The organism is Methylobacterium sp. PvR107 (assembly GCF_017833295.1).
GTDB lineage: Bacteria > Pseudomonadota > Alphaproteobacteria > Rhizobiales > Beijerinckiaceae > Methylobacterium.
This window is the reverse complement of sequence record NZ_JAFIBW010000001.1, coordinates 4,473,458-4,486,374: the sequence shown is the minus strand read 5'-3', so window position 1 is coordinate 4,486,374 and position 12,917 is coordinate 4,473,458. Positions and strand designations below refer to the sequence as shown.

At 68.8% G+C, this 12,917-nt stretch carries 12 protein-coding genes; 1 reads left to right on the top strand and 11 read right to left on the bottom strand.

The genetic code is table 11. From position 1 onward, the window contains the following. Positions 1-62: 62 nt before the first annotated feature. From pyrH to JOE48_RS21185, 4 genes are all read right to left on the bottom strand, one after another. Positions 63-785, bottom strand: coding sequence for a UMP kinase (pyrH, locus tag JOE48_RS21200; protein WP_210032670.1), 723 nt, complete (start codon positions 783-785; stop codon positions 63-65). Between the two features lie 196 nt (positions 786-981). Then, positions 982-1,125, bottom strand: coding sequence for a hypothetical protein (locus JOE48_RS21195; protein ID WP_210036140.1), 144 nt, complete (start codon positions 1,123-1,125; stop codon positions 982-984). Positions 1,126-1,233: 108 nt separating this feature from the next. Continuing rightward, positions 1,234-2,160 (bottom strand): translation elongation factor Ts, encoded by a 927-nt coding sequence (gene tsf / locus JOE48_RS21190; RefSeq protein WP_210032669.1) that lies wholly within the window; start codon positions 2,158-2,160, stop codon positions 1,234-1,236. Positions 2,161-2,278: 118 nt separating this feature from the next. After that, a complete protein-coding gene (locus tag JOE48_RS21185) occupies positions 2,279-3,346 on the bottom strand; it encodes a 30S ribosomal protein S2 (protein ID WP_210032667.1) in 1,068 nt (355 codons plus the stop codon). A gap of 459 nt (positions 3,347-3,805) precedes the next feature. Between JOE48_RS21185 and JOE48_RS21180 the strand changes: the two genes are divergently transcribed. Next, complete coding sequence (locus JOE48_RS21180) at positions 3,806-6,895, top strand: patatin-like phospholipase family protein (protein ID WP_210032665.1); 3,090 nt, start codon at positions 3,806-3,808, stop codon at positions 6,893-6,895. Here JOE48_RS21180 and JOE48_RS21175 read toward each other — a convergent pair. The 7 genes from JOE48_RS21175 to JOE48_RS21145 form a co-directional block, all read right to left on the bottom strand. Further along, the gene (locus JOE48_RS21175) at positions 6,852-7,589 is read right to left on the bottom strand and encodes a pseudouridine synthase (protein ID WP_210032663.1); all 738 of its coding nucleotides are present in this window, start codon (positions 7,587-7,589) and stop codon (positions 6,852-6,854) included. The genes JOE48_RS21180 and JOE48_RS21175 overlap by 44 nt on opposite strands. Beyond that, the gene (locus JOE48_RS21170; RefSeq protein WP_210032661.1) at positions 7,586-8,491 is read right to left on the bottom strand and encodes a class I SAM-dependent methyltransferase; all 906 of its coding nucleotides are present in this window, start codon (positions 8,489-8,491) and stop codon (positions 7,586-7,588) included. The genes JOE48_RS21175 and JOE48_RS21170 overlap by 4 nt, the downstream gene beginning before the upstream one ends. Before the next feature lie 160 nt (positions 8,492-8,651). Next, positions 8,652-9,623 carry a GTPase Era gene (era, locus tag JOE48_RS21165; protein WP_210032660.1) on the bottom strand — a complete coding sequence of 324 codons (972 nt, stop codon included), beginning with the start codon at positions 9,621-9,623 and terminating at the stop codon, positions 8,652-8,654. Continuing rightward, complete coding sequence (rnc, locus tag JOE48_RS21160; protein ID WP_210035953.1) at positions 9,620-10,399, bottom strand: ribonuclease III; 780 nt, start codon at positions 10,397-10,399, stop codon at positions 9,620-9,622. The genes era and rnc overlap by 4 nt, the downstream gene beginning before the upstream one ends. Then, a complete protein-coding gene (gene lepB / locus JOE48_RS21155; RefSeq protein WP_210032659.1) occupies positions 10,396-11,181 on the bottom strand; it encodes a signal peptidase I in 786 nt (261 codons plus the stop codon). The genes rnc and lepB overlap by 4 nt, the downstream gene beginning before the upstream one ends. Positions 11,182-11,371: 190 nt before the next feature. Further along, on the bottom strand, positions 11,372-11,782 hold the full coding sequence (gene acpS / locus JOE48_RS21150) for a holo-ACP synthase (RefSeq protein WP_210032658.1): 411 nt from the start codon (positions 11,780-11,782) through the stop codon (positions 11,372-11,374). After that, positions 11,779-12,528 (bottom strand): pyridoxine 5'-phosphate synthase, encoded by a 750-nt coding sequence (locus JOE48_RS21145; RefSeq protein ID WP_210032657.1) that lies wholly within the window; start codon positions 12,526-12,528, stop codon positions 11,779-11,781. The genes acpS and JOE48_RS21145 overlap by 4 nt, the downstream gene beginning before the upstream one ends. Positions 12,529-12,917: the final 389 nt, after the last annotated feature.

Here is a 12,917-nt window from a genome sequence, read left to right as displayed (position 1 = left end):
GCGCGGCCCCGGGATGACGATGTCGGCTGCGGGCACCGGGACGCGCGGCCGGACCCGCTCCCTCAGGGTGCCACGAGTGTGGAAGGCGCCTCGCCCGACAGGATCGCGGCGATCGAACTCGGCGGATGGAGCGAGCCGACCAAGATCGATAGCTTGCTCTCGCGGGCGAGCGCGAAGGCGGCGGTGTCCATCACCTTGAGATCGCGGGCGATCGCTTCGTCGTGGGTGAGGCGGTCGTAGCGGGTCGCGGTCGGATCCTGCTTGGGGTCTGCCGAGTAGACACCATCGACCTGCGTCGCCTTGAGCACGGCGTCGCAGCGGAGTTCCGCGGCGCGCAGGACGGCGGCGGTGTCGGTGGTGAAGAACGGGTTGCCGGTACCGCCCGCGAGGACGACCACCTGACCCTTGTCGAGGTGATGCAGAGCGGGCTGGCGGGCATAGGTCTCGCAGATGGTCGGCATGGAAACCGCCGACATGGTCCGTGCCTGGACACCCGCGGCATTCAGCGCGGTCTCGATGGCCAGTGAGTTCATGACGGTGGCCATCATGCCGAGTGAGTCGCCGGTGGCCCGGTCGATCCAGCCGGCCGCTGAGATCCTGGCCCCGCGGATCATGTTGCCGCCGCCGACCACGATGGCGATCTCGGCACCCGCCTCGATCGTGCGGGCGATGTCCTCGGCCAATCCGGCCAGGGTCGGGGGGTGCAGCCAATAGCCGTCCGGAGCGGCCAGAGCCTCGCCCGACAGCTTCAGCAAGATCCGGCGAAACGGCGTCGTATCCGGCATCGGGTCTCCCGGCTCCATCCCGTATCGCGCAAGCCGGGAGGCTTCTACGTCAGGCGCGGGAGCACAGTCGAGGGGTCGAGGCCAACCCGGTGGCACATACCCCGGTCGAATCGCGAGCGATGCGGGAGCGCACGGTCGATGTTCATCCGGGCCCAGGGAGGCGCCGGCAAGCCCAGGGGCATGCCGGCGCCCGATTTCAGCTGCCCGTCAGGACGCCGACGGCGCCGAGGACGGTCATGACGAGACCGGACGCGAACACGCCGATCATCAGGTAGGAGAAGGGTTTCAAAGCCATGCCGGGAACGTAGCGCAGCGCGGCGAAATGGCGTGTGCGCCGCAACACGATCCGGCGTGGAACGGATTCGGCAGACGAAAACACGAAGCCCCGCCCGGCTCGCGCCGGACGGGGCTTGAATCGAACGGGGCCTGCTAGATCAGGCCGGTGCGATCAGGCGCGACCGGCCTGCTGCGCCACCTCGGTGGCGAAGTCCGGACCGTCTTCCTTCTCGATGCCCTCGCCCAGCGCGTAGCGGACGAAGCCTGTCAGAACCACCGGGCCGCCAACCTTGGCGCCGGCCTCCTTCAGGACTTGGCTCACCGTTTTCGAACCGTCATGCACGAAGGGCTGATCCAGAAGGGTCACCTCCTTGTAGTAGCTCTTCAGGCCGCTCTCGATGATCTTGGCGAGGACGTGATCCGGCTTGCCGGCGTTCTTCTCGCGCAGGATGTTCGACTCGCGCTCCACCGTGGCGGCGTCGACACCCGAGGCATCCAGTGCCACCGGGTTGGTCGCCGCGACGTGCATGGCGATCTGACGGCCGAGGGCCGACAGCGCGTCGACGTCGCCCTCGGATTCCAGCGCCACGAGCACGCCGATCTTGCCGAGGCCCTCGGAGATCTGGCTGTGCACGTAGGAGGCGATGACGCCCTTCTTGACCTCGAGCTTGGCGACGCGCCGCAGGTTCATGTTCTCGCCGATGGTCGCGATCAGGGCCTGCAGCTTCTCGGAAACGGTCTCGGTGGCGCCCGGGAAATGGGCGGCCTGGAGACCCTCCAGCGTGCCGTCGGTGTTCAGCGCGATCTTGGCGGCCTCGCGGGCGAAGGCCTGGAAGGCGTCGTTGCGGGCGACGAAGTCGGTCTCGGAATTCACCTCGACCACAGCGGCATGGTGGCCGGCGGACTCGACGGCGACGAGGCCCTCGGCTGCGACGCGGCCGGCCTTCTTGGCGGCCTTCGCGAGACCCTTCTTGCGCAGCCAGTCGACGGCGGCCTCGATGTCGCCCTGCGTCTCGTTGAGCGCGCCCTTGCAATCCATCATGCCGGCGCCGGTCTTGTCCCGGAGCTCCTTCACCATCGCGGCGGTGATGTTGGCCATGGCGGTCCCTTTCGTGTGGTCTGGATGAGAGAGGCCCGGCGCGCGGGTGAGCGGCCGGGCCCGGTATGTCTGGAACCGCGACGGCCCGATGACAGGGCCGCCGCGATCATCCGATGGATCAGGCCGCCGCGGCGGCCTCGACGAAGCCGCGCGCCTGCGAGACCCACGAATCGCGGTCGATGCGGCCGTTCAGCTTCAGGTCCGCATCGACCTTGGCGACGTCCTCGGGGGTCATCGCGGCGAGCTGCCAGTAGTGGTAGATGCCGGCGTCATTGAGCTTCTGCACGATCTGCGGGCCGGCGCCGTTGAGCTTGGTCAGATCGTCGGGCGCGCCGCGCGGGGCGGCGAGCAGCTCGAAATGCTCGGTCGTCTCGGCGAGCATCGCGACGTCGGCCGGGTCGAGGGCATCGGACTCGACCGAGACGGCCGCGGCGTCGTTCGCCGGCAGCTCCTCGGCCATCGGCTCCTCGGAGGCGCCGAGATCCATGCCGGACGAGCCCTGGGCACGCGAGATGCCGTCGATCGCGGCCTTGGCGATCAGGTCGCAGTAGAGCGCGATGGCGCGGCCGGCGTCGTCGTTGGCCGGGACGATGTGGGTGATGCCGTCCGGGTTGCAGTTGGTGTCGACGATGGCGGCCACTGGGATGCCGAGGCGGTTCGCCTCCTTGATCGCCAGCTGCTCCTTGTTGGTGTCGATCACGAACAGCAGGTCCGGCACGCCGCCCATGTCCTTGATGCCGCCGAGCGCCTTCTCGAGCTTCTCCTTCTCACGGGAGAGCATCAGGCGCTCCTTCTTGGTCAGGCCCGGGCCGCCGGTCTCCAGCGTCTCGGTGACCTTGCGCAGGCGCGAGATCGAGCCCGAGATGGTCTTCCAGTTGGTGAGCATGCCGCCCAGCCAGCGGGAATTGACGTAGTACTGGGCCGAGCGCTTGGCCGCCTCGGCGATCGTGTCGGCCGCCTGGCGCTTCGTGCCGACGAACAGCACGCGGCCGCCCTTGGCAACGGTGTCGCTCACCGCCTGCAGCGCCGTGTGCAGCGCCGGCACGGTCTGGGCGAGATCGATGATGTGGATGTTGTTGCGCGTGCCGAAGATGTACGGCTGCATCTTCGGGTTCCAGCGGTGGGACTGGTGACCGAAATGGGCGCCCGCCTCGAGGAGCTGACGCATAGAGAAATCGACGGCCATATCGTTGTGCTCTCCGGTTAGATCCGCCGCGGAGGGATGCGGTCGACCGAATGCTCGGGCGACCACCGGAAACGCCTCATTCAGGCATGAGGCCGGCTCCGCGTGTGGGATGGGCGGGCGCTTAGCAGAGTGCGCGCCCGGCAGCAAGTCTGTCAGGTGCGATCCGGCCGGCGAGAGCGCCGCGGACCCCACGTCGAAAGGATCTCCAACCCCGTACGATCGAGCGCCGCCATCCAGCGGCAACCATGCCGTTCGACGCCTCAAAATCGTCTTGCGCCAGCAATAATTTCTGATCTAAATTATATTTTCCGGCTATAATCCGCATCTCCGAGTTAAATACGATCGGTCTGAGGCCGATAGACTGAAGTTCGCCGCACCGCACGTCGCTCGATCAGCCGACGCGGTGTGACGGAACAAGGCGCGCCGCTGGTCCGCGGCTTGTCGGGGAGATCGTCAACGATGGCGTCAGTCGATCCTGCGGAGCCGTCGGACGAGAAACCACGCGCGATGCGCGTCGACTGGGACAAAGCCTTCGCTGAAGAAAAGACGGCGCTCGGCCTCGACGGAGACACCCAGCCAGCGGCCCTCTGCCTATCGGGCGGTGGCGTGCGCAGCGCTGCCCTGTGTCTGGGCGTGCTGCGTTCGCTGGCGGATCAGAAGCACGCGCTGCTCCAGAACGTCCATTATCTCTCCACCGTCTCGGGGGGCGGATATATCGGGTCCTGGCTGACGCGATTCGTCGCCGATCAGGACAAGGCACAGCGGGCCATCCCGACGATCGCGCGGACGATCGGCAAACGCGCTCACGAAGGCGAGGCGGCGCCGGTCAGACAGCTGCGACGCTATACGCGCTTCCTGGCGCCGCAGGCGGGCCTGCTGTCCCTCGACACCCTGGCCGGCATCCTGCTGTGGATCCGCAACACGCTGGTCAATTGGCTCATCTTCCTGCCGATCTTCGGCGCGGTGGCGAGCCTGCCCCTCTGTCATTTCGCCTTGACGGCGGCCATGGTCGGGGTCCCGGAGGATCATCCGTTCCGATTGGCGCTCGCGCTGGTCGCCTTCCTCGGTCTGACGTGGGGCGCAGCGGTTTCGATCCTCTACCTGCCCAGCCACTATCATCCCGATCCGGAGGCAAGCCCCCCGAAGGCGGGTACTTACGGCATCGCGTGGCAGAAAATCCTCGTGCTGGTCGTCGTGCCGATGCTGGCCTGGTGCGTGCTGGTTCCGCTGATGGTCGCCGACACCGTGCTGCCTCGTGCACAGATCCGGCACGCGCAGACCGTGTTCGGCACGCGGCCCGACGTGGCGTGCCCCGCCAATACGCCGGCGGCGTGCCCGCGGGCGGACGGCCAGGCGCCGCTGACCGCGGTGGTGCGCGAAGCACTCCGGATCGCCGCCAGGGACCCGTCGATCGCGGCGGATGGCCGAACCTGCGGCGCGGCTTTCCCGTCAACGGCCTGCGCACGACCCAAGCGCCCCGACTACCCCTCCGCCGCCGACCTCTGGCGGGTACCGGTCTTGAGCGCCGGCGCCTGCCTCCTGGCATACCTCATCGCAGCCTTCTTGATAGCGCTCCGGCGCTACACGCCGATCGAGCGCACCGGGCGAACCATTGACCCACGCAGGAAGCATATCGCAGTGCTCGCGCAGGGCTTCCTTCCCTGGGTGGCGGGCGCCGCGCTGTCCTGCACGTTCCTTTGGGCGGGCATCGCCCTCGCGCGCGACGGCGGCCTGTTCTGGCTGGCCATCGCCGGTCCGCTCTGGGTCGGCATGGCGGAGACTTTGCGAACGACGGTGTTCGTCGCGCTGCGCCATAAGCGGATCCGCGGCGACCTCGACCGGGAATGGCTGGCCCGCATCAGCGGCGCCAAGCTGCTCGTCATCCTGGCCGGCACCGCCGGCGGTGCCGTCGTGGTGGTCGGCGGCGCCGGGCTCGCACTGCTCAGTGGCGGCGCATTCAAGGTGCTGGCCGGCGGTGGCCTGGCATCGGGGGGCCTCGTGGCGTGGATCGGGCGGAGCGCCGCGACGGTCTTCACGCCGCGTGCCGTCGGCGGCCCCGCGCCCGCGCTTCAACTGCCCCTCGCCGCGATCGCCAATGTCGGGGTCATCGTGTTCGGAGCCATCCTGTTCGCCCTGATCGGCCACGGCCTCGCGATCCTGATCGGATCGGCGGCAATCCGGATCGCCATCCCCGCGGAGCCCGGAATGTTCGGGATCTCCGGTCTCTCATTCGCCGTCGCTGCGGCCTGCGCCGGGCTCGCCTGGAGCCTCGGCCTCGCGATCAACCTCAACCGCTTCTCGATGCATGCGGTCTACCGCAACCGCCTGACGCGCGCCTTCCTGGGCGCGGCCCGCAGGCCCGAGAGCCGGCATCCGGACGGTTTCACGGGCTTCGATCCGGCCGACAACTTGCGCATGGCCGATGCCTTCGACCGGCCCGCGGGCGGTAACCGCCTGTTTCCGGTCATCAACGTCGCCCTCAACAGCACGGTCGGCGAGGATCCGGCACGGGCCGAGCGCAAGGCGGTGTCGTTTACGATCACGCCGCTGCGCTGCGGCTCCGCGGCGCTCGATCTGGAAGACAACAGGGCGGACCCGAAGGGCGCCTATGTGCGCAGCGACATGTATGCCGGCGACGAGAAGCAGACCGGCCTGCTCGATGAGCGCAAAGGCATCAGCCTCGGGACGGCGATCACGATCTCCGGTGCCGCCGCGAGCCCCAACATGGGCTACCACTCCACGACCCTGATCGCCAGCGTGATGACGTTGTTCAATGTCCGGCTCGGAGCGTGGCTGCCGAACCCGGCCGTCGTGGACGATCCGAAGCAGCTCGGCCGCGCCGGACCACGCAACGCCGTCGGGGTCCTGCTCTACGACCTGCTGGGTCTCGCCAGCCTGCAATCCCCGTACATCTACCTCTCGGACGGCGGCCACTTCGACAATCTCGGAATCTACGAGATGCTGCGCCGACGCTGCGGCACGATCCTCGCCATCGACGCCGGGCAGGACCAGCATTACGCCTACGAGGACCTCACCCGAGCCATCGAGTATGCGCGTATCGACCTCGGTGCGGAGATCACCTTCCTCCCGCCGATCCGCGTCGGAGACGCCAAGCTGGAGGCCCAGGGTGCTTTTGCCGAAATTCGCTACCAAACGGCGACCGACAATGAACCGCCGCAGACGGGCCGCTTGATCTACCTGAAGGCGTGGCTACCGCCGGATGCGCCGGTGGAATTGCTGGCGATGCAGAAGCGGAAAACGAGCTTCCCGCACGAGAGCACCCTGAACCAGTTTTTCACCGAGAGTGATTTCGAGAGCTATCGACGGCTGGGCGAGTACCTGATGGATTGCCTCATCGATTTGTCGAATCAGGCGAACAGCGAGACTGGAACCCGGTCGCCGCCCGGAAACAAAATGGAACACCTGTTCGATGGGCTGGAACGCTTGGCGCGGCGATCCCAACAGAGCCCGTCGCCACGCCCACGCGACTTGTCGACCCAGGCCGTCAGGATGCGGCGAGAACGCGCGCGACGGCCGCCGGGCTCATGATCCGATAATCTCCGGCCGCCAGATCCTCCGGCAGATCGAGGCCGCCGACCCGATCGCGGTGCAGCGCCGTGACGTGGTTGCCGACGGCGGCGAACATCCGGCGGACCTGATGGTAGCGCCCCTCGGTCAGCGTCACAGCGCAGTGGATGGCATCATCGGCGACGAGGTCCACCGGCAGCAGCGGTCGCGCCTCGCCTTCCAGCATCAGCGTGCCCGACGCGAAGACCGCCGCCTCGTTCCCCGTCAGCGGCCGGTCGAGGGTCACGCGGTAGCGCTTCGCCACATTGGCCTTCGGGCTGATGATCCGGTGCAGCAACGCGCCGTCGTCGGTCAGCAGCAGCAGGCCGGAGGTCTCCTTGTCGAGGCGACCCACGGTGGAGAGCGGCGGCTCGCGGCGGCGCCAGCGCTCCGGCAGCAGTCCGTAGACCAATGGCCCTGCTTCCTTGTGCGAGCAGGTCACGCCCAGCGGCTTGTGCAACATCAGGCACAGGCCCGGCAGCGGATCGAGCGGCGCGCCGTCGATTACCAGCCGATTCGGCAGGTCGGGCTCGAGGGTGATCCGGTCCCCCGCATCGGCCCATTCCGCGCCGTCGAGGCGGATCGCGCCGGCACGGGCCAGCCCCTGAATCTCCCGGCGCGAGCCGTAGCCGAGATTGGCGAGCAGCTTGTCCAGCCGAACCGCCTTCGCGCTCATCGACGCGCCTCGTAGACCCGATAGCCGTTCGCCTGCACGGTGACGGCAACGCTGCGGAACGCCGCCTGAAGCACCGCCTCGTAGGGCAGGTGCGCGTTGGCCACGAGCCACAGGGTGCCGCCGGGCCGCAGCACCTCGGCGGCCCGGGCAACGAAGGCCCGGCCGAGCGCCTGATCCTCGGCGCCGCCCTCGTGGAAGGGCGGGTTCATGACGACGAAGTCGAGGTTGCCGGGCACCAGCCCGGGCGCACGGATATCGGCCCAGAGGATCGTCGCCCGCGGGTCGGCGACGTTGCGGCGGGCCATCTCGACGGCGCGACGGTCGATCTCCACGAGTGTCATCGCAGTCACGGCCTCCGCGGCGAGGACCGCCCGGGCCAGGATCCCGAGGCCGCAGCCGAGATCGACCCCCCGCCCCTTCAGGGACGGCAGGTTCGCGAGAAGCAGGGCCGTGCCGGGATCGAGCCGGTCCCAGGAGAAGATGCCGGGTTGCGTGCACAGGGCGAGGTTGTCGACGTGGCGGGGGCCGCCCTCGTCGACCGCCTCGGCGAGTCCGGCCGGCTCGGACGGCCGGTCGGTCCGGCAGATCCGGTGGTGGCGGCGCGGCTGGTCGGCTACGGCGCACCCGAAGGTGGTGAGTTCCTTGGCGAGCCGGGCCCCGCCCCGGTCCTTGGGCGCCAGGGCAATCATCCGGCCGCCAGGACCCAGGGCGCGCAGGATGTGCGCGAGCACGTAGCGCCGCTCGAGCGTTCCGGGCGGCGCGAGGACGGTGGCGGCGTCGAGGCTGTTCTCGGACAGATCCTCCAGCCGGGAGGCACCGGGAATCAACGGTGAAACCTGGACGGCATCGCCGGGGACCTCAGCGAGATCCGCCGGCGGCAGGCCGTAGACGGCATGTCGCATGAACGTTTCAGAATCTGGAGAGATGAGGCCGGAACGCGGCTCCGGTGCGGTGCGGGACCGGCCCGCGCCCGACTCGGATCATCCGGGGGAACGGCCCCATTTTACAACGGATCGATCCCGGAAGCCCAGCCTGCCGGCTCGTCCGGAGCCGCGGGGCCGGTCAGCCCCGGGGAAATTCGAGGCCCATCTCGCGGTAGCGGGCGGGGTCGTCGGCCCAGTTCTCTCGGACTTTCACGTGCAGGAACAGGTGGACCTTCGCGTCGGCCGCCTCGGCGATCTCAAGGCGCGCCGCCTGCCCGATCGACCGGATGGTCTGGCCACCCTTGCCGAGCACGATCGAGCGCTGGCTCTCCCGCTCGACGAAGATCGTCTGCTCGATCCGCACCGACCCGTCGGTCCGGACCTGCCACTGGTCGGTCTCGACCGTCGAGCGATAGGGAAGTTCCTCGTGCAGCCGGTCGTAGATCTTTTCGCGCGTGATCTCGGCGGCCAGCATCCGCAAGGGTGCGTCCGAGACCTGATCCTCCGGGTAGAGCCAGGGACCTCCAGGCATCCGGGCGGCGAGCGCGCGTCGAAGATCCTGCACGCCGCTGCCATTCAGCGCCGAGATCATGAAGGTCTCGGCGAAGGGCGCGGCGGCATTGAGCTTCGCCGCGAGATCCAGCAACCGCTCGCGGGCGATCAGGTCGATCTTGTTGAGGATCAGCAGCTTGTCGCGCTTCACTGCGCCGAGACGGCCGAGCACGGCCTCGACCTCCTCATCGACGCCCTTGCGGGCATCCACCAACAGACAGACGGCATCCGCATCCGCGGCGCCGCTCCAGGCGGAATGCACCATCGCCCGATCGAGCCGCCGCTTGGGCGCGAAGATGCCGGGCGTATCGACGAGGACCACTTGGGCATTGCCCTCGATGAAGATGCCGCGCACCAGCGCCCGGGTGGTCTGCACCTTGCGGGAGACAATCGACACCTTCGTCCCGACGAGGTTGTTCAGGAGCGTCGACTTGCCGGCATTCGGCACGCCGATCAGCGCGACGAAGCCCGCCCGGGCGTCGGCCGGCGTGCCCGGCAGCGCCGAGACGGCGTTGGCGGGCCCCTCGTTCGAAGCGTCGTCCTGATCGTGCTCGCTCATGCTGTCTCCGTCGGCCCCGCCTCCGGCAGGGCCCCGATCCCCTCCCGCTCCAATAACGCCTGGGCGGCCGCCTGTTCGGCGATCCGCTTCGATGTGCCCTCGCCGAGGCCGGGTTCAAGTCCCTCGACCTGAACGGCAATCCGGAAACGAGGCGCGTGGTCCGGGCCGGTTCGCTCCACAACCGCATAGGTGGGGATCGGCAGGCTCCGCCCCATGGCCCATTCCTGCAAGGCCGATTTCGCGTCGCGACCGCGGGCCGCGGCCGTTGGCTCGCCCGGTCGGAAATGCGCCTCGACCACCGCCCGGGCGGCCTCGAACCCGGCATCGAGATAGATGGCACCGAGGATCGCCTCGCAGACATCGGCGAGGATCGTCTGGTTGCGCCGGCCGCCGCCCATCACCTCACCCTGGCCGAGGATCAGGTGCGGTCCGACCTCCCACGACGCGGCAACTGTCGCGCAAGTCTCCCGCCGCACCAGCGCGGCGAGCCGGCGCGAGAGGTCGCCCTCGTCCGCGTCGGCGAAGGCGCCGTAGAGGCGGTCCGCCACCGCGAGGCCGAGCACGCGGTCGCCGAGGAACTCCAGGCGCTGATAGCTGCCGCCCCGCCCACTCGCCTTGCTGGTGTGGGTCAGGGCGCGCGTGAGCAGGTCCTGATCGGCGAAGTGGTGACCGATCCGCTCCTCGAGCGCGCCGAGTGGCGGGCGCGGCTTGTGGGCCCGTCGCGTCCGAGCGGAGGATCGGTGCTGTGCCGCGTCGTCCAAGTCCGAGCCGGTCAATGAATCGTCGTGAACAGGCGCGACCAGCGGACATGGGCCGGCCAGTTCCAGACCTGCCACGCCGGGGTACCCTCGTCGATCGAGAAGAAGATCATCTCGGCCCGCCCCACGAGATTCGCGAAGGGAACGTACCCGACATTGGCGAGGTCGCGCGAATCCGTCGAGTTGTCGCGGTTGTCGCCCATCATGAAGAAGTGATTGGGCGGGACCGTGTAGAGCTCGGTCTTGTCCCAGAAGCCGTTGTCGCCGTCGCGTTCGATCACCCGGTGGACCACGCCGTTCGGCAGCGTCTCGAGATATTGCGGGACCTTGGTCGCCTGTCCGTAGGGGTCGGTGGTCTCGTAATCGGCGATGCGCTCGCGCTTCACCGCCTTGCCGTTGATGTTGAGCACACCGTCGATCATCTGGATCTTGTCGCCCGGCAGGCCGATCACGCGTTTGATGTAGTCGGTCGCGTTGTCCTTGGGCAGCTTGAACACCGCGATATCGCCGCGCTTCGGCTCCGCACCCCACACCCGCCCCTCGGCCTGAACCGGGATATATTCCGAGAGGGGCAGCGAGTACTTTGAGTAGCCGTAGGAGTATTTCGAGACGAACAGGTAGTCGCCGATCAGCAGGGTCGGGACCAGCGAACCGGACGGGATGTTGAACGGCTGGAACAGCAGCGTGCGCACCACCAGGGCGATGAGCAGCGCCTGGATGCCGACCTTCAGCGTCTCGCGGATGCTGGCCCAGGTGCCGGTCTCGGCGGGTTTCCTGAGCGGCTTGCCGTCGTAATCCACGCGCGCGTTCCGTCTTCGGTTGAGGTTCGTCGCCTGCCGCCAGCGGGGCGCGGCCCCGCCGCGCGCGGCTTTGATGTGCGGTTGTCCCGAGGAATGCGCCGCAATCGTGTCCGCTGTGTGCGGCGGTCTAGACCAAGCGCGAGCCACCCGCAACGCGCGAGAGCGACCGGCTAATCCGCGGTGCCGGATCTCAGCGGGTGCCGGTCCGTGGCAGCGCCTCGATGATCACGAAGGCTTGTGCCATGGGTGGATCGTCCGTGAGACTCACGTGGAGGCGCCCCTCGTGGCCCGACGGCAGCAATTCCTGAAGCCGCGCCGCCGCCCCGCCCGTGAGGCACAGGGTCGGCTGCCCGGAGGGCAGGTTGATTACTTCCATGTCCCGCCAGAACACCCCCGCACTGAGGCCAGTGCCAAGGGCCTTGGCACAGGCCTCCTTGGCGGCGAAGCGGCGGGCGTAGCCCTCCGCGCGGGCGGCCCGCCGATCGCAGCGGGCCCGCTCGCCGTCGGTGAACACCCGGTGCGTAAAGCGCTCGCCGTGACGCTCCAGGGTCCGGGCGATCCGGCGGATATCGCAGAGGTCCGAGCCGATCCCGATGATCATGGTGCCCGCGTGCGGTCCATGGCGGCGCGCATGTCCCGGACGGCCTGAGCGAGCCCGACGAAGATCGCGTCGGCGATCAGCGAGTGGCCGATGTTCAGCTCCCGGATCTGCGGCAAAGCCGCGACCGGGCCGACGCTGCCGAGGGTGAGACCGTGGCCGGCATGGATCTCCAGGCCGAGGCTTGCGCCGTGCTCGGCCGCCCGCCGGATGCGGGCGAGCTGGTGCGCGGTGTGCGCCTCGTCCGCTTCCAGGGCGGCCTCGCAATAGCTGCCGGTGTGGAGCTCCACCACCGGTGCGCCGAGGGCGCGGGCCGCGTCCATCACGGCCGGCTCCGGCTCGACGAACAGCGAGACCCGGATGCCGGCCTCCGCCAATGCCCGGATGCGCGTGGCGAGATGGTCTCGGCCGCCGATGATATCGAGCCCGCCTTCGGTCGTGCGCTCCTCCCGCTTTTCCGGGACGAGGCAGGCGGCGTGGGGACGGGTATCCAGCGCGATCGCCACCATCTCGTCGGTGGCCGCCATCTCGAAGTTAAGCGGTACGGTGAGGCCGCGCTTCAGCGCCGCGATGTCCGTGTCGCGGATGTGGCGTCTGTCCTCGCGCAGGTGTGCGGTGATGCCGTCGGCCCCCGCCTCGACGGCGAGCAGCGCGGCCCGTACCGGGTCCGGATAATCGCCGCCGCGCGCGTTGCGAACGGTGGCGACGTGGTCGATGTTGACGCCGAGGCGCAGCTTTTCGGAAGTCATCCGCTCGTTCGTCCCCGTATCGGCGCGGTCCGACAGGCCTGCGGGAAAGATCCGCCGCGCGGCACGCCGCCCCTCCGTGGCTGCGATATGCTGGCGTTTGGCCGCCCCGACAAGACGGATCGCGCGCGTCCGCCCCACGGACGGCCCGCCGGCAGACTTGCCAGCGCCCGGAAAACCGACTATCCGCCGCCCCTCGCGTTCGCTCCGGCCGGGGGCTGAACGGACGGTGCCGCTTGCGGCATAGGGCTCATCAAGAACCCGTCGTCCGGTGTCTCCGCCTTCGATCAACCGCTCGGGCCTGAAAATCGGCTCGAAGGGCTTGGCGCCGAGCGTTCCGCGAGATGAACCGGCCCGAACCCCCGCCTCCGGCGGACGGGCTCCTTTTGACG